Source organism: Corynebacterium sp., assembly GCF_030532965.1.
In the GTDB taxonomy this organism is placed as follows: domain Bacteria; phylum Actinomycetota; class Actinomycetes; order Mycobacteriales; family Mycobacteriaceae; genus Corynebacterium.
The window spans coordinates 83,013-103,836 of record NZ_JAUNKC010000002.1 but is presented as its reverse complement, the minus strand read 5'-3'; the positions used below and the strand labels follow the sequence as shown (position 1 = coordinate 103,836).

Genomic DNA, 20,824 nt, shown 5'->3' with positions numbered 1-20,824 from the left:
CATGGCGCTACGAAAACACTTGCATGACATTCCCGCTGCGGAATTACTACAGGTATCCGCGTTGGCTAACCCAACCCCCGAAGCCGTCGCCGAGATTCGCCATTCAGATGTCGATGCCATGGCGCACGCACTCTCAGCGATCCTCAATGGCGACGAAGCCGCCTTCGAAAAATACCTGGCGCAGCACGCAACCGCCGCTGCGCCGGAAGGTATTTCACCAGAAGCAGATGCCGCAGCAGAATCACCCCTTTCGGAAGAACCACCCGCCACCCCGGCAGCCGCGGGACCGCGTGACCAACTGGCGGAAACCGACACGAGCGCCGACGACAACGCCGCTTCCGGCCCGGCCCCAGCCGCCGCGTCGGATGATCTTGCCGCACGACTTGTGGCTGCGGCGAAGAAAAAGCGCGCCCAACACAAGGTCGTCAATGAGGCGGATTTCATCCTCGGCATCGACCGCGACGCATTCGTTCCCTACCAGTGGGCCGCCTCCGACAACGTCCCACCCGGGATTCAGGTGGAGATCGAACGGGCTGAGGGGGAAGCCGCGCCGGGGGACGTCGACAAGCACACCGGCAACCGAGACGACAACCGCAACGCCGTGCATGCCTTGATTCACTGGAACCCCCTCCCCGTCCCGCCGGGCCACACCCTCGTTTACCTGGTTGTCGGTGCGGACAGCGAGCAGCCGCAAAGTCCCGAGTCGGGAAGCCAGCTGGTGTTTACCCGCGGCACCGCGTTTCGGGATGAGATCGCCGCGAACGTCGGAATGCGGCACTACATGGTATGGGCGTACTCCGCCCCCACGGTGGAGGGATTACTGGAGGTACAACCGGTTTTCGTCGGTGAGCAAGGCATCGCCATTGCCCCGCACGACGTCACGATCGTGGAATCAAACGGGATCGTCAACGGAACCTGGACCCCGCTGCGCGGGCACAGCTCAATGGCGGTATTCATGCGGCAGGCAGGGGCCGATAACCCGATTGATTTTCCGGCGCATCAGCTACGCGACGGGGTGGATTCCCGCAGCTTCGTGTGCAGCGTCCCGGTTCGCGGCGGAACATACGAATTTCAGATTTTTCCGGAGATCGTCTTCCGCGGGAAAGTCATTCGTGGCGACGGAAGCACCGTCTTTACCCGCCGCATCAGTGCGGACATTCAGGCGGTTGAGCTTCTTACCGCCATACGTATCCCCAAGAAGGATAACGACAGCATAGCCCTGGAATGGGTGGCACCGCCGACTGGCGAGGTGAAGATTTATCTCACAAAATCTGAACCGGCGCCCGACCTCATTAATCAGGCCGTGGACAGCCGCTACTTGGCGGACGACGATGCGCTGGGGGCGACGGAGTGGATAAGCACCACTGATTCGGAGCCGGGCGAAACCGTGTTTATCGAGGTCATGTGGCCCAGTGACTGGCCGCAGGTGTATTGCGTGCCGGTGAACGTGGTCGGTGACCAGTCCTTGGTTGGCGAGTTTAAAGTGCTGCACCGGGTGGGGGAGATTCACGAACCAACCCTAATTCAACGCGTCGATAGCCAATTGATAACCTTCGACTGGCCTTTCGGCGCCGATTTGGTCGAGGTGGCGCAGAAGCAAGGCGAATCGGTGGAGCTGACGGCGGAGAATTATCACCGGCAGGGTGGTATCCGATTGCAGCTGAATAATTTCGGTGATGAAGTATCGCTGACCCCGAAAAGCATTTACGCAGGGGAGACCACCAAGGCCAAACCTGCGGTTATCACCTATCCGGGGTTGAAGGTCTACCGCTACATCATCGACCACAATAACCCCCATATTGCGGGCGATTCGCGCTTTCCGCGGTTGTGGCTATGGCGCGACGGTGTCGAAGACCGCCAACCGCCGAGGTTCATCCTGGTGCATAACCCGCTGCGGCTTCCCCTGTTTCCGGGCGACGGCACCCCCGTGAAATGCGCCGCGAGTGCAGAATCGGGATACATTAAGCCAGGTTCGGTGCTGGTGCCGCAGAGGCTTTTGGGGTCGGTTGCGGCGGCGGAGGAAAGCGGAGAACATTGGGTGATCGACTGTCGTCCGTATTCAGGCGGTTTCCTCCGGTTATTTATTCAAGATGATGGCCGGGAGCAGGATACTCTCGGCGATCGCATCGTCGTCGATGATGATGCAGTGTCCGGTTTGTGTTTATGATTTCGTATAAAAAGTGATGGCAAATGTTAAACGGTACTTTTAGTTACGCTTCGTTTTCCCGGCGGGATGACCGCACCGGGGGTTGGGGTGTTGGACAACGCACTGGCGTGGTGGATGAAAACCTGGCTAATAACCTCAGAAAATGGATTCCGTCCTCCATCGTGGGCGGGGAGAACCCAGGTAATTACCCGTCCGCTGAGGTGATCGCCCGCTTGCCGCGTCGCTTTGCGTGGCTGCCCCGGGCTGAGCAGAATGTCGGTCCGCAGCCGGGTTTCGTTTTCTATGCTTCCGCCCAAGCTGGGCAGGATTCCACGGGTCGGCCGGGCAATGTATTCACCTTCGCCCAAGTGTGCAGCGATGTTTCCATGGGGGATTACCACCCCGCGGAGTTCATGTATTCGCCAGAAATCCCCACCCCATTCGGGAAAACCCAGGTGGATAACGCTGAAATCCCTGCCGAATTGACGGTTCCCGGCCCGATCGACCAGAAAATGGTTGATGCTTTCGCCGATGGTTGGGTGGGGGACAACCCGCTGGGGATTCATTTCGTCCAGGTGGAACCCAAATACCGGCGGGAATTTGTGCAGTGTATCGCCGCCACCATCTCGGTTTCCCGGCGGTGCGTTGTTTTGGCCTGCCCGCTTCCCGAAGCAGCACTGTGGGTCGCCGCAGTTGCCTGCGAATTGGGGTTGCCGGACGACTTTAGCTTTTCGACGTACGAAACCCCCGAGCGCATCCAATCCATCATTCACGTCGGTTGCAAGCTCTCGATCGTGCCGCTGGAATCCGCTGCGGCGGTAGCCCCAGTGGTGGCACATACCGGTGCGCTATTGGTGCGCACCGATCAGCCGATTCCGGACGAACTTTATCGGTATCGGGAGGCGATGAGCCAACCCGCATCACTACCGCAAACCACACATTTGCAGCACTTTACCGCGGCTCATGCCGAAAACCTCGCGAATCCGTTTTTCGCCGAAGACGAAGCAACCGCAGCCGCCCTGCCGCCTACGGATTCCCACCAATTACCCCCAACGCCGATACCGGGAACCCTCACTCAGTCGAATGCGTGGGTAAAACCACTGCAACCAGGCGAATTGCCAGCACCGGAATTGTCCCAAGCGCGGGAGCTTTACGGTAGACTCCGGCAAACCCCGGGGCCGGAGTCTTTCGCCCAGATGCTACGCGCGCATGAACTCCTATCCTCAACAGCCAACCTGCCGATCCGCGCCGGGTTCCTGGCGCTGGTCTTGCTGCACGGCATGCCGCCGCAGTTTCATGGGGCTGACAACCTGGCGGCGCTGGCGGATACGAAACGCGAAGAAGTACTCGACCAGGCGGTGCGACTCTTCGGCGAATTGGCGGCCGATCCCGCTGAGTCGGGTGCAGTTGCGCATGCGCTTAACGAGACGTCGCCGTTGCCTCCACACCCTGGTATCGCCGCACTTCTGGGCGACTTGCGGCAGCGGCTGCGGGCTGAAAAACCGGCATCACCCACGATTGATGCGGTTCGCCAGCGGTTTATCAACCAACAGTCGCAAACGATCCCACCGATGAATTGATCCTGGATTGGAGTGAATGCGGATGGCACCGAAAACGATCACGCTTCGTGACGGCGAGTCGCATGTTCTTGCCACTGGTAGTTTTCTTCGGCTCCGGGCGTGGCTGGTCCACGGCCAGGCAGTTGACGTGGAACTAGTTACCCCCGGTGCGACCACATTAAATCGCCCCGACCCGGCCCAGGTCTATCTCACGGGCTGCGACAATCGGGTGGGCATAGTGGTGCGCCCGAGTGGCGGCGGCCAATTCCCGCCGGAGCACTCGGTCAGCGTGGTGGTGGAGCAGCCGACCGCCGGTGAGCACATTCGCCTGGAATTACCCGTCGTCCGCGTCGACGGTGCAAGCGAACGTCTCATCGGCGAAATCCATCCTGTTGCCGGGCAGCCGGGCTTCGTGGCGGTCAGCGCCATCGGGTCGAACGTGGCGGTTGATCTGCCCCGCGAAGCTATGACGATGGTCTCTGCCTTGCGCGCCCTTGAGGCGACTGAGTGCGCGGCCACCTCCCTCCACCTGCTTGTCGACGCCTCCGCCGCCATGTGCGCCCACGTTTCCGTTTCGGATCTGCGCGCGGTTGAACATGCGGTGCTGGGAATAGCCGATCATTTCGACATCACAGTTGCCGGTGATGTGGAAACCCAGCTCACCGATTTTGAGACCCATGCTCCGGTTCGGGTGGGCCGCCCCGAATTGGAAACCACCACCAAACCCGATCATGTGGTGGTGGTGCTTACAGATTCCCCTCGGCCGGTGTTATCGAAGCTGCGGCCGGAACCCATCGTCATGGTCATCGGCACGCACGCTGAGGCGGAAGTACGCAATTACCACCAACTGTATGGGGCCGACCACCGGCTCACCTTAGTGCCGTGGGACGAAAAGCAGATTGCCGCGCTGACCGAAGGAAACCACGACGCGATCGCCGATAACGCCCGGCTTGTAGCGACCGCGTTGCAGCAACCAGCTGTGGTCGCCATCACCAATCCGTTTGCCGATGGAGGTTCCTAAGCCATGTACGCGCGTTGCCCCGACACCTACGAACCATTAACACCCGGCCAAACCACCTCCTACACTGGTAAGCCGCTATTGCCGGATTGGGAAGAATCCGTGACCATTTGCGTGGCGATGGCCGGTGCCCGCGCCTCCGGCAAGAGCCTGTATCTTGCGGTTTTGGTGAAGCAATTAGAGCTTCTCGCCCAACAGCGGTTCCCGCACATCACCATCGAAGCGGCCGATGAATCAACCAGAGTGCGGTACCAGGAAAAATACGAAAAGCCGCTGTACCAAGAGCTCAAACACATGCCACCCACGCCCACCAGCGTGAATGCGGACGCCTACCAGCGCGACCCATTCATTTTCAGCCTGGGGCATTGGCCGGATCCGGAAGGCGAATTGCGCCAACACTACCTGGTCATCCGCGACGTGGCTGGCGAAGACCTAGAAAACCCCAATGTGGATCCCGACTCCATGCGGTTTTTCAAACACTGTGACCTGGTGATTTTCCTTTTCGACCCGCTGAAAGTCCCAAGCATTGCCACATACCTGCAGGGGCTTATCCCCACGCCCCGCCAATTGGGCGGAAATCCGGAGGATGTCTTTCGCAATATCGTGCGGCTGTTAGGGGATTCCCGCCCGAAACTGGCGGTGGCGGTATCCAAGTTCGATACCTTGCAGGAGCTGGAACGCCTGCAAGAAAAGCAGGACTGGAAAAGCATCATGGGAAATCTTGGTGCCGGGTTTCGGCGCGACACCGGCTTCAATTACGTCTATCACAGCCAATGGGTACTGCACCTGGAAATCCAATCCCTGTTGACCAAATTAGAAGCAGATCGGTTGCTTAACATGATGGCCGACGCGTACCGCAGCGTGCCGGAGCGGCTCTCGTATTTCGCGGTCTCCGCGCTAGGGGAGTCGCCGCGCGGTGAGAATTTGGACCGGAAAGGAATCGCCCCGTATCGCGTCTTGGATCCGCTCCGCTGGTTCCTCTCGGAACGGCGGGTATTGATGTGAGGGAAACTAGATGAGCTTCCATGACCCGTTCGCTGACCCGCCTGAGCAGCAAGAATTACGCGTCGGCACCGACTATGCCTACCAGGTGGTGGCTACCTCCGCCACGAACCGCCAGCATCCGACGTTCGCCGCCGTGCGCATGTGGGATGCACCACTGGCGGTGAAAGTGGCCGCCGCCGTGTATGTCATCGTCGCCGGTGTCATGCTCTGGCTGCTTGTCGACGAGTTCACCACCCGCGCCAACGCCCGCGACCTGGTGGTGCTCACCGCCGTATTCATCGCCACCATCAATATCGTCGGTGCTGTGGGTTTGCTCAAGGCGCGCCGGTGGGCGCGCTGGTTGGTGACCACCACCAGCTTCGTCGGCTTTTTCTACATTGTGACCAGTCTTTGGCCGCTCAGCGTCATCGGCGCGATCGCCGCTGGCATGGTGTGGCTGCCACGAAATAGCGCGTGGTTCGGCGCATAATCAACACTATTAAAACCCCACGTCACCCCCTGATTTTTGTGTGCTGCGTTTGTGTATTTCTAGGGGGCTTTTCACCGCCGCCCCACGTGGTTTCGCAGCACACGGTCACTTGGGGTTTTGTAGCAGGTCACTTCCCATTCTGAGGTGTGCTGCGTTTGTGGGTTTTTGGTGCCCGTTGTGGTGCGCGCGAAATAGGTTTCGCAGCACTCCTTTGTGGGCACGTAGTGCAGGGGTTTCAGGGGACCGTGCTGTGTGCTGCGTTTGTGGGTTTGGCAGGTAGGAAAATCCGGCGAGATTTGAAGTTTCGCAGCACACCGGGCGGCAGGGGAAACAACGGTGGGGTGGTCTTGCTCAGGGGTGTGCTGCGTTTGTGGGTTTTTGGTGCCCGTTGTGGTGCGCGCGAAATAGGTTTCGCAGCACTCCTTTGTGGGCACGTAGTGCAGGGGTTTCAGGGGACCGTGCTGTGTGCTGCGTTTGTGGGTTTGGCAGGTAGGAAAATCCGGCGAGATTTGAAGTTTCGCAGCACACCGGGCGGCAGGGGAAACAACGGTGGGGTGGCCTTGCTCAAGAGGTGTGCTGCGTTTGTGGGTTTTTGGCGCCCGTTGTAGTGCGCGCGAAATAAGTTTCGCAGCACACAGCCCTCTAGTGCACGTGAGGTTGCAGCTTGACTGCCAGCGCGGTGAGCGCGGATTGCCCAGCCGCGTAATTGTCGGCCTTGGCGATAACCGCGACGGCGACCGGACCGTTCGTGGCGGGAATGACCCCGAATTGCCGCACAAGATAACCCTGGTCGGGTTCTGGCCCCCAGCCGCCTTTGAATTGCGCGCCGGGGAAGAGCCCCAGGCCGTAGCGCTGGTCCGGGGCGATCTCCGCCATCGCGGCGAAGACTGATTCGGCCTGGGGGATCGTCGTTAAGCGTTGGGCGAAGGTGGTTTGATCGATGAGCGACCATTGGGTTTGCCCGAACGCGGAAAAGCCGTCACGCTGGACAAACGGCTGTATGTGAGTGCTTAGGTCGCCGCCTTCCCGCAGGATCGCAGTGGCTGCTTCCGCGGCGGGTTCGCCGCCCCCGAGGGCGTCCCAGAGCTGCTGGGCGCTGGCGTTATCGGAGGTCGTGATGGCGCTTCGCATCGCCTCGTAATGGTCGGTGGATTGGCGCAGCGCGGCGATTGCGACCGGAACCTTCGCGGTTGACCAAGCAGGGCCGCTGAGAATACTGCCCGCGACCATGCCATCGACGGCTATGCCGACTTGTGCCCCGGTTTCGGCTTCGACGTTGGTCGCTATCGTCGCAAGGACAGTTCCGTCGAGCGAGCCCGGCCGCGGCGTGGGTGCTGTTAAGGTCACCGTGGTGGTGGATGTTGCTTTGCTTTTCGACGCCACCCGGTCGACCGGAATAGTGCAGGCGCTGAGGCTTAGTGCCGCGATCAGCATCCCGCTAACCAGGCGCTTAGGAGATATAAACATTTGCATTATTGCCACCGGTGCAGTGGACATAGGAATGCCGGTCGACGCACTGCATGGTGTAGCTTTGGTTCGTCACTGGTGAGAACACCTGCAACTCGTCGCTGGTTTTGCCAGTCGCATTGTAATTGATGCGGAACTGGTCACCGACCGCCGTTGCGAAAGGGTCGCTGGTGGGGCCGGATTTGAAGTACTTGGTGAATTTTCCGGCGGGCTCATCATTGATCGCTGCGCTGTTGACAGGGGTGACCGGGATGGGGAAATTCTCTTCCGTAGGGCGTTCGCCAGCGGCGGGGGTCTCCATCACGGTGACGGTTTCTACTGCGCTTTCGGTGTCTTCGAAGCTAAAGCCAGCGCTTCTAAGTTCACTGTTGACCGCATCGACGAAGGTGTATCCGGTGACCAGCATGCATCCGGCTAGCAGCACCACTGGTGCTAAGAAAATAATGAGGATTAAGGCGATGATTTTGCCGGTGTTGGATTTCGGTTGTTGATACTGGATCGGCGGCTGCGGGTGGAACCCCTGCTGCGAATACTGGGGGTGCTGTGGGGCGTGAAACGGGTTGCCTAATTGCTCAGTGACCGGCGGAAAACTGGTTGTCTCGAAGGGGTCGGTGCCGGGGCGATGCGCGGGTGTATTCGACATAGCTGTGTGTTTCGTTCGGGGTCAGGCGTCAATTAGGCGTGATAGGGGAGACTTCCCCTAGCTTTAGCCTGATAGCACTATACCGTTTCCTTAGGTTTGCGGATAGAAAACTGAGATTAATTTATATATTTTTCACCCGTTTTTACCCCTTGTGCAAGCCCTAAGGCGTTACAGCTTGTGGAGTTGCCGCAGTTTAATCGCCTCGGTGCTGAGCCCAATGTCGTCGTAAAGCTGGGCGGCTTCGGCGAGTAACCGGCGTCGATTAGCGTCTTGGTGCGCCTCGCCGAAGAGATCGGCAAGCTCGATGACCGCCAGGATGTAATTTAATTGGGCGCTGAATTCGAGCGAGCTAAACGTAAAGTTCTGTCGCACGCTCAAAAGGAGCTCCGCAGCGCGATGTTTGTTATTATCCAACGACATCAACTGGGCGAAACTGCGGGTCGCCCACAGGGCTTCGGTGTGGATATTAGAAACCCCAGTCTTTAATAGCCGGTTGGCGTATTCCCAAGCTGATTCGGATGCCTTCTTTGCTTGATAGAAATCGCCAGCGGTCTGCGCCCACCGGATCTGGTTATTCGCCGCAGCCAGGGAAGTTTTGTAGTCAGCGAGACTATAGGCCACGCTTTGAAGAACATCGAGCCGGTTCAAGACGTCGTGAAGTGGCCGCTGCTGGTCGTAATCCGCCCGGGCAAACGGCAAAAGCGCGAAATAAGTGGTGCGGGGCGACAGGTGTTCAAAAATGGGGATGGGTTGGGTGCTAAAAAGCTCATACCAACCGGCCAGAGCCTCATCGAACGCGGGATTTGCCTGCCCGGAACCAAATAATCGTTTATTCAGTTCAGTATCGAATTGCGTCACGAAACTGATGCTGGCGGAGCGGTTCGCGTCGAGTTCGTTCTGCATTACTGGCAGGATCACCGCCATCCAGTCCGCCACCTGCGCGGGGGTGGCGTGGGCGAATTCCCCGATGAAATCCGACACCGCAACCCCAGAATCACTAACCGTGGAATCGGCCCGGCCGGCGAAAATGTCGTTGATGCGGGAGCTTTCCGGCGCTGGTTCCACCCCGGTGTGTGCTAATAATTCCGCAGCGCGCTCGCTGTCCCCGGCCGCCCGCAGTCCCCGCGCCTGCCGGGCGTAGCCTGCGGAAACGGTGGACGCTGAGCCGGTGAGCACCCCGAGCATGGTGTGGTACACGCCAGCCCAGTACTGCACATCAGCTGCGCTTGCCGCCACGGGTACGCAGGTGTTAACGATGCGTTCGATGGTGGCGTGCTGCGTGGGGTCGTCGAAAAGCGAATACAGTTTGCCCAGGTAAGGCTCTAGCTTTTCGACGACCTCAGGCGGCAGTCGGTAGGGGTCGACGAAAAGAAGCGGAACGAAACCCACAATCGGTGCCGGGAACGGTTGATCGGCGGCGCGAGAAAAATTTTGCACAAACAAATCGATGTCATTGTCATCGGTAATAAGCGGTGGGTATGGCCGAAGATCTCGCATGGTTTCTCATTCTAAGGTTCATTTATGGTTTTGTCGGCAAGTGGGCATTTCCCATGCCCGAATGTGTGGTTTTTCACCCACTTAGAACCACACATATACGCGGTGATCCTGGCATAATTGTAAAGGCGGGTTGCCTAAAGTTTTGCGGCTCCCGAAACAATCATTACTACATGCATTCTTGGAGGATGACACATGCCAATCGCAACTCCTGAGGTATATAACGAGATGCTCGATCGCGCCAAGGCAGGCGGCTTCGCCTTCCCAGCGATTAACTGCACCTCTTCCGAAACCATCAACGCAGCGCTTCGTGGTTTCGCGGAGGCAGAATCCGACGGTATCATCCAGTTCTCCACCGGTGGTGCAGAGTTCGGTTCCGGCTTGTCCGTCAAGAATAAAGTGGCAGGTGCCTGCGCACTCGCAGCATTCGCACACGAAGCCGCAAAGCACTACAACATCAACGTGGCACTCCACACCGACCACTGCCAAAAGGAAGTACTCGACGAGTACGTCCGCCCACTGATCGCCATCTCCCAGGAGCGCGTTGACCGCGGCGAACTGCCACTGTTCCAGTCCCACATGTGGGACGGTTCCGCTGTCCCAATCGACGAGAACCTCGTCATCGCCCAGGAACTTCTTGAGAAGGCCCGCAAAGCCAACATCATCCTCGAGGTCGAAATCGGCGTCGTTGGTGGTGAAGAGGACGGTGTTGAGGCAAAGGCTGGCGCCAACCTGTACACCTCCCCAGAGGATTTCGCCAAGACCGTCGACGCCCTCGGCGTGGGTGAAAAGGGCCGCTACCTGCTGGCCGCCACCTTCGGCAACGTCCACGGCGTGTACAAGCCAGGCAACGTGAAGCTGCGCCCTGAGGTTCTGCTTGAAGGCCAGAAGGTCGCCCGCGAGAAGCTGGGACTCGGCGACGACGCCCTCCCATTCGACTTCGTCTTCCACGGTGGCTCCGGCTCCGAGAAGGAAAAGATCGAGGAAGCACTGCGTTACGGCGTTATCAAGATGAACGTTGACACCGACACCCAGTACGCATTCACCCGCCCAATCGCAGGCCACATGTTCACCAACTACGACGGCGTTTTGAAGGTCGACGGTGAGGTCGGAAACAAGAAGACCTACGACCCACGCTCCTACCTGAAGCTGGCGGAGCAGGGCATGGCCGACCGCATCGTTGAGGCTTGCCAGGATCTGCACTCCGTAGGTACCACCTTAAGCAAGTAATCTCACGCCCGCTTTCACCCACACCCACACCCGCATTAAGGTGCGGGTGTTGTGCGTTTCATCCTGGTTTCGGTGTGTGCTGCGTTTCCTGGTTTCCGGGGTGCTTTTCGACGCTTGGGTGTTAGGTTTCGCAGCACACAGGTTTCGGCTGGGGTTGTGCCAGGTTAGTTGTGGTTTCGGTGTGTGCTGCGATTGTGGGAAATGCGGGTTTGTTGGTTAGGAGTGTGGGGAGGTTCCGCAGCACACAGGTTTTGGGTGGGGAGCTGGGTGAATATGGCTGTGGGGTGTGTGCTGCGTTGTTGGGTTTGTGGGGTGCTTTTCGACGCTTAAGTGTCAGGTTTCGCAGCACACGGGTTTGAGGGTGCGTGAGCTGGGTGAACGTGGCTGTGTGGTGTGTGCTGCGTTTCCTGGTTTGTGGGGTGCTTTTCGACGCCCCCACGGCAGGTTTCGCAGCACACGGGTTTCGGGTGTGTGGTGGGCTTTGGCTGTGTGGGTTGGGAACACAACGGGTGGTGGCGACGTTGACTCTACAAGAAGCAAAAGTCGAACTCGTGGTGAAATTGGAGGCTGAACACAACAACCATGCCGAAAGCCACACAGAACACAGCTGCTCGTATTAAAACCCGGATTGAAGAGGGCTGGCACCGCCTGAACGAAGGGTGGTTGTATATCATCCAAGCCGCCGTCGCCGCCGGATTATCCTATTGGGTGGCGGCACACGTGGTGGGAAACCCAGACCCGTTTTTCGCCCCCATGGCCACCATCATCGTGCTGTCCACCACCGGTGGCGAACGATTCCGTCGCGCGATGGAACTGGTGGTTGGGGTGAGCGTCGGCGTGGGCATCGGCGACCTCATGATAGCTTTCATCGGGTCGGGCGTGTGGCAGATCGCGGTCGCGGTTGCCGTGGCCATCGCATTCGGGCGGTTTTTGGATAAGGGAGTGCTGGTGGCAAATCAGGCCGCTTTCGCCTCAGTATTGATCGCCACGATTTTGCCGCCGGGAACAACTGGCGGAACCGACCGGATGCTTGATGCCTTCATCGGAGGTTTGGTGGGGCTTGCGGTTATCGCGGTGTTCCCGGAGTCGCCGCTCAAACAGGGTCGTAAGGAAATATCCATGCTCATGGGGGTCACGTCCCGGGTTTTGGATCAAGTGGCTTTCGCATTGAAAACCGGCGATACCGAGGCGATTCGCACCGCACTGCAGGAGGCGCGCGGCACCCAAGGGGGTATCAATAATATGATCGCGGCGGCAAAGGCGGGCGCGGAAAACCTCACTGTGAGCCCATTGTTGTGGCGGCAGCGGCCGAAGATTCGGTCCTTGCTGCGGATTCTCAATCCGGTGGATAACGCGATTCGTAATACCCGGGTGTTGGCGCGCCGGGCGTTGGTGCTGTCAGAGGACCACGACGAGGTGTCGACCGAACAAATTGCGATTATCGCCGAGCTTGCCGACGTTTCCTTGCGGCTGCAGGAATTATTCAGCGGTGGTGAGGACGCGCATAAGGAAATGCCGGAGCTGATTAAACGGCTGCGGGTATTAGGAAATCAGGCGCGGCTGGAAGTAGCAGAAGGCAAGGTGTTGTCGGCACAGATGATTCTGGGGCAATCCAGGTCGATTATTGTGGACCTGCTCCAGATCTGCGGGCTATCGAGACGCAGTGCGGTGGCGATCCTGCGGCCAACCTCGGAACATCCGGGGCAGCCGCCGGAGCTGTGGGAAAACGACGGCAGCGTGGCGGATTAGACTTTCCGAACCGCCTGGAGGTCCCGCAGGTGCCGGTAGAAAGTCACCCGTTCCACTGCGCGTTTACGGGAAACCCCATCGATGGTGACTCGCAAAGTTTCACCGCCAGCTTGCAACGCCCGGCCGGTGTGAACCGTGTCCGGGTCGGTGGTGGCAACCGGGAGAGGGGAGCGCTGCCACCATTTTTTCGGTGGGCGGGAAAGCGGTGAATCTAAAACCGCCGCCGCTATCCCAGGGGCATCAAACATGGGCACCAGCTTGGCACCGAATATCCCGTAGCGGGGAATACGTCGGGCGGATTCGTGCCGTAGCAAAACGTCGTCGTCGACGATTATTTCCGCCGTGATTTCCTTATTGTCCCAATCGGTGACAGTGGCGGTACCAGCAACAACCGTGGCGGAATCGTCCCGAATCACCGGCAGCGGGTGCACGCGGCCGGTAGTGGCGAAATCCACTTGCTCCTGGGGCGAAAGGTCGGCCAGTCCCCAGTGTTGTGCGGCATTGGAGTGCGAGTCAGTGGGGACGAAACCGATTTCCACCCACATGGTGTCGGCGCGCATCAGCCTGGTCAAAACGGCCGATAGCGCTGCATCCGATCCGATGACGACAACCCGCAGGGGCTCGTCGATAGGCTGCGGCGCGAAGGTGGGCGTGCCCAGGTGGGAGACGTCAGGCTGCTGCGCAATGTCCGTGAGACTGGGGGTGGGATCAACCGGCAAAATCTCAGCGGTGATGACGTTGAGCGGATTCAACTCACGGCGACCCGGGACCGCGGAGACGTCGAAAAGCTCGGCGGTGGGCGGAAAACTAAGTTCAGGGACGGTCCCGCACCGAAGAATTACAAGACGCATTAGGAGAACCGGGTGTCGGGGAATTCCTCATCAAGGCGGTTAAACAGCTGCAACGCGGTGGCGATACCGCAGTCAGTCAGCTGGGCTAACTGCCGGTCGCCCACCCCGTGCTCCAAATCGGTATTGGTTTCGGCATGCACCCGCACCATTCCTTCATCGTCCACGGTGACATAGGCTTTAGGCCACAGCTTTTCCCGATTCCAGTCGTTGCAGATCTCTACTAATTTCCCCCGCGCATCAATCGGTGCTGTTACTTTCCATGTTGCACGAACCACGTAAATTTCCCGCATTTTTCCGGTGGCAACCAAAACAAAGTTGTTTTCGTCGAATCCGGTAAAAATATCGCCGTCCTCGTCGGTGGTGAAGTTGTAATCTTGCGCCCGTAAATAATCCGCTACCCGGTCGATGGTGAACGGCTCGGTCAATTCGCTCATTATGTGGTGATCTTTCCCTTTTGTATCGTGTCGTTCGTCTTTCGACCAATTGTATTAGAAACCACGCAACCGCACAGGGGGATATGCACCACATCCGTTGACGGTAGGTGGGGGCGGGTGTAGATTCTTAGGTGGCGAGGCCCTAGACAGACGATACTTCAATTCTTATATTCGGACTCGGATGTCGCTTTCCTCGCCGTTTTAGATAAAAACTTTGGGGGAAAAGTGTTTACCACCGCAAGCATGCTGCGGCGTGGGTACTTCGTCGCGTCCGCAACCCAGCCATCTGCCACTCAAGCGCAAGCAGTCACCGCCGCGTATCAACTATTGCGGCTCGGTTTCGTTGCCGCATGGGAGGAACTGGCGCACTTAACAGACATCGAACTCGTCGTGTTGCTAGAAAACGCCCGCACCGTCGCCGGTGCCGACCGTACTTATAAGGTGATGTATCCGGGCTTTCCGCAGGAAGTCATGGACGCAGACGACATCACGCTCGTATGCAACGCGATTATGCACTACTACGAATTCGGCGAGTGGTTGCCAACACGCGGCCGCAGCTATCGGCGGGGAGCGCTCAAAGCCATCGATTGGACCCAGAATTTCCGGGAACTCACGCTCCGCCACCTCGACGAATCCGCGTTAACGCAGCTATGGGCCAAGCCAGTGAGTATGTCCGCCGCCGACGTTTTGCACAGCATCGATCTGATTAACGCGCTACGCGGCACCCAAATTTCCGAACTGCCCATGAAAAACCCGCTGTTCGGGCGGTTCCGGCAGCTGGTGCGGGCTAACACCGACAACCGCACCGGCTTCGACCCGATCGCGCTGATGGAAACCACCACAATCGGAAACAGTGAAAACTTCGGGGCGGCATTGCACGGGCTGCGGCACGCCGGGCTTGACCGTGACCGCATCATGGCGTCGGCGTTGGGCAAAGCGCGCAATCTCGACGACGTTCTGCGCGCCGCGTTGGTGCTCTACACCAAAGTGCCAAATTCTGGATTCAGTTTTGCCGACCTGAAATACCCAGGTATCGCGGTGGCGACGATGCCGCGAAAAATCCGGCGGCAAGTGCTTAAGGCTCTCGCGCTTTTCGACGACCCCACCAACCTCAACCTCCTGGTGCGCCGGAAACCCCTGTGGCAAAAAGTCATGCGCTCCATCCGGCCGTACTCCATTTCCGGACACGACCAAGTGAAATTCCAACTGGATATCATCCACGACAACATCACCTACCGCAGCTTTAACAGCCAGGTGGAAACCGCCGTGGCCGATGGCGAAACGCAGCGCGCCCTTGAACTTTTGGAAACCAACCCCGGAATGCTCATTCGCCGTGCCCAACATCTCATGCGGCTAAGCCACACCGACCCGGCCGCCATGGCGCGGCTATGCGATGCCATTACTGAAATCGGTGCACAGTCACGGCTGAGCACCTTAATCTCCGCGTATAACGCCCTGCGCAACCGAAACGCGGAACTAGTGGTGATCCGAATACTGGGAGTCGGCCCCAAACTATTGCGTCGCATCCCCGACGGGGTAACAGCAGAAACGGTTGCCCAGGTGAAAACCGCGCTGGAATTGGCCATACGGAACCGCCTGACAACCACCACCCCACCATGCGGGCCGGTCGCCTGCGGCTGCCCGGATCCGGTGGAATTGGTGCGGCGCGATGTCTCCGACACCATCCGGCCGCTCGCACGTGGCGAGCGTATTCCGCTTGACGTCGCCGCTGACGATTGCTCGATCCGGCTATTCATGCACTGGTTTGGCTTTGATGTTGACCTCGGGGTGATATTCGCCGATGACACACTTACGCAACAATTGGCTTACGTCGATTACACCAATCTGTCCGACAATAGATTGCGGCACGTGGTCACCCATTCCGGGGACATCGTGTACGCGCCGAAGCCGAACGGTGCGGCGGAATTCATTAATATCCGCCTGCGTTCCGAAGCCGGTCGCGCCGGGGCGGCTACTGTTTTCGACACAATTCCCGGCGTTCGCTACGCCATTCCGGTGCTGATTAGTTACAGTGGCCTGCCGTTTCGGCTGATCGACAACTACACCGGGGTGATGACGCGCCGCGGATTAATGTCGGGTGAAGTTTTTGAACCGCGCACAGTGGAAACCGCGATGCGGCTGGTGAACGATGGCACCTCTGCGATCCCGTTTGTCATTGACCTCAAAAATGAGGAACTGATCTGGCTGGATACGTCGTTAGGCGTCAAACGCGGCAGGTTTCACACCGGCGGAACCGGCGCTGTCGACATGGTGCGGGCGGAATTGGAATCCTTGAGTACCCGCATGACGGTCGGCGAACTGCTAGCCCTGTGGGCGGCCGCGCACGGGGCTGGCACTACTGGTGAAACCGATACCCGAAGCGCCACGGAACAGGTGGAGCGGCTTCTTACCGAATGCTAGCGCCAGGGGTTTGAGGTGAACGACGTACTAAACGAACTGCTGAAATCTGAACCTTGGACGGCGTCGACGTATAAACCGGATGGGGCGATGCTGATCGTGGCGTCGGAATTAAACACCCGGAAGGTGCCCGCCGCCAGATTGGCCTCGTCCACATCCTTCTGGTAAACATCCGCCAAATAGTCGTGGGTGTAGTAGTACCCACCGCTGGTGCCGACTTGGCAGATCAGCACGTGTTTGCCGTCGGTGCTTAGCGCAGCAAACACCCAGGTATCGTTGCCCACGCACGAGAGCGCGGAAAACCCGGTAGCTTTCAGCCCCGCCCGGCTGGCGGCCTGGATATCAGCTGCGGGCTCAGGTGGTTGCTGGTGCTGCGTTGCCACCGTGGTTTCGGTAACAACCTCGGTGACTACTTCGACCTTTTTGGTTACGGTTTCGGGCGCGGCAGCGGGCACAGATTCCGAGGTGGAGCTTTTGAGAAGTTGTAGCCCCAAGAGGACACCTACAACGACTAACGCTATGGCGATCACAACCAAAATGGCGGTTAGCGGGCGGGAATTTCCGGTGGTTGGCTGCGGCGTTACTGCCACGGGTGTGGCCGCAGGCGCCGCCACGGTTGGGGGCAATTGGGTGCCGCGAAATGCGTCATGTAATTGGTTTTTATCATCCATGCCGGAAGGTGTGGGGCCAGAATATGACATAAGGTTTTCTTTCGAGTCGTGTTCGTAGCAGTTGTAATTTTAATATGGGGCGGGGACGCTGGTGCGCAATGTCGATGAGAAAATTACAAGCGCAATCCGCGAAAATTATCGTGCAACAGTTGAGAAAACCTGCATTAGTTCCAGGAACTAGGGTGGTTCACTGTACAATAATCAAACGTCTGTGAACTTTCTGTTTTGGCTGGGAAGTTCAATAAATCAAAGTCAAGGACGTGTAATTCATGGCAGCAATAGTGATTGTCGGTGCCCAATGGGGCGACGAAGGCAAAGGAAAAGCCACCGACATCCTCGGCGGTTTGGTTGACTACGTGGTCAAACCCAACGGCGGCAATAACGCCGGCCATACCGTCGTCGTCGGCGGCGAAAAATACGAATTGAAGCTGTTGCCGGCCGGTGTGCTCTCTGAAAACGCCACCCCCATTCTTGGCAATGGCGTGGTAATCAACCTTGAGGCGCTTTTCGACGAAATAGACGGCCTCGAAGCACGCGGCGCGGACGCCTCCCGGCTGCGGATTTCCGCAAATGCTCACCTTGTTGCCCCGTACCACCAAATCCTTGACCGGGTGCAGGAACGATTTTTAGGCAAGCGCGCCATCGGCACCACCGGTCGCGGCATTGGTCCTACTTACGCGGATAAAGTCTCCCGAGTGGGTATTCGGGTGCAGGACGTCTTCGACGAGTCGATTCTGCGGCAGAAAATTGAATCCGCTCTTGATGTTAAGAACCAAATCCTGGTCAAAATGTACAACCGGCAGGCGATCGTCGCCGACGAGATTGTCGACTACTTCCTCTCCTACGCCGACCGGCTAAAGCCCATGATGATCGACGCCGAATTGGAGCTTAATAAGGCACTCGATGCTGGCAAGCACGTGCTCATGGAAGGCGGCCAGGCTACCATGCTGGACGTCGACCACGGCACCTATCCGTTCGTTACCTCCTCCAACCCCACCGCAGGCGGTGCCTGCGTCGGCTCTGGGGTTGGTCCGACCCGGATCACCAGCTCCTTGGGCATTATCAAGGCGTACACCACCCGGGTGGGCGCTGGGCCATTCCCGAGCGAACTTTTCGATAAATGGGGCGAATTCCTCCAGGTCACCGGCGGCGAGGTTGGGGTCAATACCGGCCGCAAGCGTCGCTGCGGTTGGTACGATTCCGTGATTGCCCGCTACGCGAGCCGGGTCAATGGTTTCACCGACCTCTTCCTGACCAAGTTGGACGTGCTCACCGGCATTGGGGAAATCCCCATCTGTGTGGCCTACGATGTGGATGGGGTACGCCACGACGAAATGCCGCTGACCCAGTCCGAATTTCACCATGCGGTTCCGATCTACGAAACCATGCCAGCATGGGAGGAAGACATCACTGGTTGCACTACTTTTGACGAGCTCCCAGAAAAAGCCCAGGCCTATGTGCGCCGGTTGGAAGAGCTTTCGGGCTGCCGGATCTCCTACATTGGTGTCGGCCCTGGCCGGGATCAGACCATCGTTATCCATGATGTGATGGCTGACTAAACGACGAGCGTTACACAAGCGAAGAGTTACCTCATGTTCACACCGAAAACCGTCGGAACCCCGCTCAGTCCCAACGCTATCCGGGTCATGCTGTTAGGCTCCGGCGAACTAGGCAAGGAAATCGCCATCGCCTTTCAACGGCTTGGCGTGGAAGTGCACGCGGTCGACCGTTACGAAAACGCGCCCGCCCACCAAGTGTCCCACTTCGGGTACACGGTCGATATGACAGACGGTGCCGCTATTAAAGAACTCGTCGACTTCGTCGATCCGCATTTCATCGTGCCGGAACTTGAAGCGCTTAACACTCGCACCCTGGTGCAATTGGAGGAAGAGGGCCGAACCGTCGTCCCCACGGCCAAAGCCACCCAATTGACCATGAACCGGGAAGGCATTAGGCGGCTTGCCTCCGAAAAACTCGGCATTCCTACCTCCGCCTATTGGTTTGCCAGCACCGAAGCGGAATTCCAAGAGGCGGTAGCAAACGCCGGTTTCCCATGCGTGGCTAAGCCCAGCATGAGCTCCAGCGGCAAAGGCCAAAGCGTCTTGCAGGGGCCGGAGGATATTCCCCGTGCGTGGCGGACCGCGCAACGCGACGGCCGAAACCCCAGCAGCACGGTGATGGTGGAGCGATTCGTCAACTTTGACTTCGAGATCACCCTGCTGACGATCCGCTCCATCGACCCGCAAAGCGGCGAGCTAGCCACCTGGTTCTGCGAACCGATCGGGCACCGCCAACTCGGCGGCGACTATGTGGAGTCGTGGCAGCCGATGCCGCTCAGCCCCACCGCACTTGATGCGGCTCGCTCCATCGCGGCCCGGATCACCAATGCATTGGGTGGGCGTGGCGTTTTCGGCGTCGAGCTGTTTATCGCTGGCGATGAGGTGTACTTCTCCGAAGTTTCGCCCCGCCCTCACGACACCGGCATGGTTACCCTGGCGACCCAGCGTTTCGACCAATTCGCGCTCCACGCCCGCGCCATTCTCGGCTTGCCTATCGACGTCACCTGCACCAGCCCCGGCGCATCCGCCGTGATTTATGGCGGGGTGGACGCACCAGCTGTGGGCTACACCGGGCTTGCCCAGGCACTAGCCATCCCCGAATCCGATATCCGACTGTTCGGCAAACCCGAATCATTTGCTTATCGACGCATGGGCGTGGCGCTTTCCACCGCCGAAGACGTCACAACGGCAAAAGCCCGCGCCAAAGCGGCAGCGGGCAGCATTCAAGTGGTTGCGAACTAATCCAAGGTGGCAAACGCTGCCACCTTGGCGGCGGGCAGTACCATCGGCAGATGTGGCACACCATCCCAGTCGAATTCTGCACCAGAAACAGTAAAGCCCAGTGCCTCATAGAATGGCACGCCGGTGGTCTGCGACTCGATATACACGTCAAACTCTGGGTTCTGCTCCGCAGCCAGCCGCAAAGTCTGCTTCATAATCTCGGTGCCTAACCCCCGATCCCGGTACGGCTGCGCCACACACACCCGCCCCAGGTGGAATCGCTTGTCACCGGAGGGTGACACCTCGGGATATAGCCGGGCGCAGGCAATCAAATCCCGCTCTACCAAATCGGCGTGCTTCCACGCCTGGACGTGGAACGTGGTGTCGAGCGCATCGACTTCGTCAATTTCCTGGTACGGGCTCTTTTGCTCATGAACAAACACATCCACCCGCAACTTATAAATCTTATGTACCTCTAGCGCAGACAAGCGCGAGAGTTGATCTACCGCGAAGAAAACGTTCATGACGCCCCAACTTACACTTTCAAACCACACACTGGGGAACTCGACATGCTGAGTGAACCGCGTTCACCCAGTTCACCGGCACTATGTAGCGCGCTAGATGTGGGCAAGTTCACGGCCAAATGCTCCAGTGACTTAAAATCCAACCTAATGAAAGGCTAAAAATCTGCAATGAAGCACGCCGGACGCTTCTTAGTGTTCCCGGTCTTGCGTGTGCTGCGTTGTTGGGTTTTCGGGCCGCTTGTCGACGCCCCGCAGTGAGGTTTCGCAGCACACTGGAATCAGGCGGTTGGTTGGGGAGTGATCCAAGGGTTTTGCGTGTGCTGCGTTGTTGGGTTTTCGGGCCGCTTGTCGACGCCCCGCAGTGAG

The 20,824-nt window shown here is 58.6% G+C and carries 17 protein-coding genes; 10 read left to right on the top strand and 7 right to left on the bottom strand.

Going from position 1 to position 20,824, the window contains the following annotated elements; genetic code table 11:
• Window position 1: 1 nt before the first annotated feature.
• Genes Q4D85_RS01760 through Q4D85_RS01740 form a run of 5 tightly spaced genes read left to right on the top strand, consistent with a single transcriptional unit; the run spans window position 2 to window position 6,197 of the window.
• Window positions 2–2,167, top strand: a complete 2,166-nt coding sequence (locus Q4D85_RS01760) for a hypothetical protein (RefSeq protein ID WP_303197831.1) — start codon at window positions 2–4, stop codon at window positions 2,165–2,167.
• Between the two features lie 23 nt (window positions 2,168–2,190).
• Complete coding sequence (locus tag Q4D85_RS01755) at window positions 2,191–3,726, top strand: hypothetical protein (protein ID WP_303197830.1); 1,536 nt, start codon at window positions 2,191–2,193, stop codon at window positions 3,724–3,726.
• A 22-nt stretch (window positions 3,727–3,748) separates the two neighbouring features.
• On the top strand, window positions 3,749–4,726 hold the full coding sequence (locus Q4D85_RS01750; protein WP_303197828.1) for a hypothetical protein: 978 nt from the start codon (window positions 3,749–3,751) through the stop codon (window positions 4,724–4,726).
• 3 nt (window positions 4,727–4,729) lie between these two features.
• The gene (locus Q4D85_RS01745; protein WP_303197826.1) at window positions 4,730–5,728 is read left to right on the top strand and encodes a hypothetical protein; all 999 of its coding nucleotides are present in this window, start codon (window positions 4,730–4,732) and stop codon (window positions 5,726–5,728) included.
• Window positions 5,729–5,738: 10 nt separating this feature from the next.
• A complete protein-coding gene (locus Q4D85_RS01740) occupies window positions 5,739–6,197 on the top strand; it encodes a hypothetical protein (RefSeq protein ID WP_303197825.1) in 459 nt (152 codons plus the stop codon).
• 642 nt (window positions 6,198–6,839) lie between these two features.
• Here the strand turns inward: Q4D85_RS01740 and Q4D85_RS01735 are convergent.
• The 3 genes from Q4D85_RS01735 to Q4D85_RS01725 form a co-directional block, all read right to left on the bottom strand.
• On the bottom strand, window positions 6,840–7,664 hold the full coding sequence (locus Q4D85_RS01735; RefSeq protein ID WP_303197824.1) for a hypothetical protein: 825 nt from the start codon (window positions 7,662–7,664) through the stop codon (window positions 6,840–6,842).
• Window positions 7,648–8,307 (bottom strand): hypothetical protein, encoded by a 660-nt coding sequence (locus Q4D85_RS01730; RefSeq protein ID WP_303197822.1) that lies wholly within the window; start codon window positions 8,305–8,307, stop codon window positions 7,648–7,650. The genes Q4D85_RS01735 and Q4D85_RS01730 overlap by 17 nt, the downstream gene beginning before the upstream one ends.
• A 168-nt stretch (window positions 8,308–8,475) precedes the next feature.
• Complete coding sequence (locus Q4D85_RS01725; RefSeq protein ID WP_303197821.1) at window positions 8,476–9,804, bottom strand: hypothetical protein; 1,329 nt, start codon at window positions 9,802–9,804, stop codon at window positions 8,476–8,478.
• A 192-nt stretch (window positions 9,805–9,996) separates the two neighbouring features.
• Here Q4D85_RS01725 and fbaA point away from each other — a divergent pair, with 192 nt between their 5' ends.
• Together fbaA and Q4D85_RS01715 are read left to right on the top strand one after the other, a co-directional pair.
• Window positions 9,997–11,031 (top strand): class II fructose-bisphosphate aldolase, encoded by a 1,035-nt coding sequence (gene fbaA, locus Q4D85_RS01720; protein WP_303197819.1) that lies wholly within the window; start codon window positions 9,997–9,999, stop codon window positions 11,029–11,031.
• A gap of 582 nt (window positions 11,032–11,613) precedes the next feature.
• Entirely contained in the window at window positions 11,614–12,780 is a 1,167-nt protein-coding gene (locus Q4D85_RS01715; RefSeq protein ID WP_303197817.1) for an aromatic acid exporter family protein, read from the top strand.
• Here the strand turns inward: Q4D85_RS01715 and Q4D85_RS01710 are convergent.
• Window positions 12,777–13,631 (bottom strand): hypothetical protein, encoded by an 855-nt coding sequence (locus Q4D85_RS01710; protein ID WP_303197815.1) that lies wholly within the window; start codon window positions 13,629–13,631, stop codon window positions 12,777–12,779. The two genes, Q4D85_RS01715 and Q4D85_RS01710, sit on opposite strands and share 4 nt — an antisense overlap.
• Window positions 13,631–14,065 (bottom strand): YbjN domain-containing protein, encoded by a 435-nt coding sequence (locus Q4D85_RS01705; RefSeq protein WP_303197814.1) that lies wholly within the window; start codon window positions 14,063–14,065, stop codon window positions 13,631–13,633. The genes Q4D85_RS01710 and Q4D85_RS01705 overlap by 1 nt, the downstream gene beginning before the upstream one ends.
• A gap of 225 nt (window positions 14,066–14,290) precedes the next feature.
• On the opposite strand from Q4D85_RS01705, the gene Q4D85_RS01700 reads away from it, so the two are divergent.
• Entirely contained in the window at window positions 14,291–16,486 is a 2,196-nt protein-coding gene (locus Q4D85_RS01700; RefSeq protein ID WP_303197812.1) for a hypothetical protein, read from the top strand.
• Here Q4D85_RS01700 and Q4D85_RS01695 read toward each other — a convergent pair.
• Complete coding sequence (locus Q4D85_RS01695) at window positions 16,483–17,154, bottom strand: hypothetical protein (protein WP_303197810.1); 672 nt, start codon at window positions 17,152–17,154, stop codon at window positions 16,483–16,485. The two genes, Q4D85_RS01700 and Q4D85_RS01695, sit on opposite strands and share 4 nt — an antisense overlap.
• 269 nt (window positions 17,155–17,423) lie before the next feature.
• On the opposite strand from Q4D85_RS01695, the gene Q4D85_RS01690 reads away from it, so the two are divergent.
• Together Q4D85_RS01690 and purT are read left to right on the top strand one after the other, a co-directional pair.
• The gene (locus Q4D85_RS01690) at window positions 17,424–18,713 is read left to right on the top strand and encodes an adenylosuccinate synthase (RefSeq protein ID WP_303197808.1); all 1,290 of its coding nucleotides are present in this window, start codon (window positions 17,424–17,426) and stop codon (window positions 18,711–18,713) included.
• Between the two features lie 33 nt (window positions 18,714–18,746).
• Window positions 18,747–19,955 (top strand): formate-dependent phosphoribosylglycinamide formyltransferase, encoded by a 1,209-nt coding sequence (gene purT, locus Q4D85_RS01685; RefSeq protein ID WP_303197806.1) that lies wholly within the window; start codon window positions 18,747–18,749, stop codon window positions 19,953–19,955.
• On the opposite strand, the gene Q4D85_RS01680 is transcribed toward purT, so the two are convergent.
• Window positions 19,952–20,458 carry a GNAT family N-acetyltransferase gene (locus tag Q4D85_RS01680; RefSeq protein WP_303197802.1) on the bottom strand — a complete coding sequence of 169 codons (507 nt, stop codon included), beginning with the start codon at window positions 20,456–20,458 and terminating at the stop codon, window positions 19,952–19,954. The two genes, purT and Q4D85_RS01680, sit on opposite strands and share 4 nt — an antisense overlap.
• Window positions 20,459–20,824 lie beyond the last annotated feature (366 nt).

What these genes read in the sequence shown, in the direction of transcription:
- Q4D85_RS01730 (WP_303197822.1), bottom strand. Translation starts at nt 8,307, where the DNA reads ATGTCGAATACACCCGCGCATCGCCCCGGCACCGACCCCTTCGAGACA.
- fbaA (WP_303197819.1), top strand. Translation starts at nt 9,997, where the DNA reads ATGCCAATCGCAACTCCTGAGGTATATAACGAGATGCTCGATCGCGCC.
- Q4D85_RS01695 (WP_303197810.1), bottom strand. Translation starts at nt 17,154, where the DNA reads ATGGATGATAAAAACCAATTACATGACGCATTTCGCGGCACCCAATTG.
- Q4D85_RS01745 (WP_303197826.1), top strand. Translation starts at nt 4,730, where the DNA reads ATGTACGCGCGTTGCCCCGACACCTACGAACCATTAACACCCGGCCAA.
- Q4D85_RS01755 (WP_303197830.1), top strand. Translation starts at nt 2,191, where the DNA reads ATGTTAAACGGTACTTTTAGTTACGCTTCGTTTTCCCGGCGGGATGAC.
- Q4D85_RS01680 (WP_303197802.1), bottom strand. Translation starts at nt 20,458, where the DNA reads ATGAACGTTTTCTTCGCGGTAGATCAACTCTCGCGCTTGTCTGCGCTA.
- Q4D85_RS01760 (WP_303197831.1), top strand. Translation starts at nt 2, where the DNA reads ATGGCGCTACGAAAACACTTGCATGACATTCCCGCTGCGGAATTACTA.
- Q4D85_RS01750 (WP_303197828.1), top strand. Translation starts at nt 3,749, where the DNA reads ATGGCACCGAAAACGATCACGCTTCGTGACGGCGAGTCGCATGTTCTT.
- Q4D85_RS01690 (WP_303197808.1), top strand. Translation starts at nt 17,424, where the DNA reads ATGGCAGCAATAGTGATTGTCGGTGCCCAATGGGGCGACGAAGGCAAA.
- purT (WP_303197806.1), top strand. Translation starts at nt 18,747, where the DNA reads ATGTTCACACCGAAAACCGTCGGAACCCCGCTCAGTCCCAACGCTATC.
- Q4D85_RS01735 (WP_303197824.1), bottom strand. Translation starts at nt 7,664, where the DNA reads ATGTTTATATCTCCTAAGCGCCTGGTTAGCGGGATGCTGATCGCGGCA.
- Q4D85_RS01715 (WP_303197817.1), top strand. Translation starts at nt 11,614, where the DNA reads ATGCCGAAAGCCACACAGAACACAGCTGCTCGTATTAAAACCCGGATT.
- Q4D85_RS01710 (WP_303197815.1), bottom strand. Translation starts at nt 13,631, where the DNA reads ATGCGTCTTGTAATTCTTCGGTGCGGGACCGTCCCTGAACTTAGTTTT.
- Q4D85_RS01705 (WP_303197814.1), bottom strand. Translation starts at nt 14,065, where the DNA reads ATGAGCGAATTGACCGAGCCGTTCACCATCGACCGGGTAGCGGATTAT.
- Q4D85_RS01740 (WP_303197825.1), top strand. Translation starts at nt 5,739, where the DNA reads ATGAGCTTCCATGACCCGTTCGCTGACCCGCCTGAGCAGCAAGAATTA.
- Q4D85_RS01725 (WP_303197821.1), bottom strand. Translation starts at nt 9,804, where the DNA reads ATGCGAGATCTTCGGCCATACCCACCGCTTATTACCGATGACAATGAC.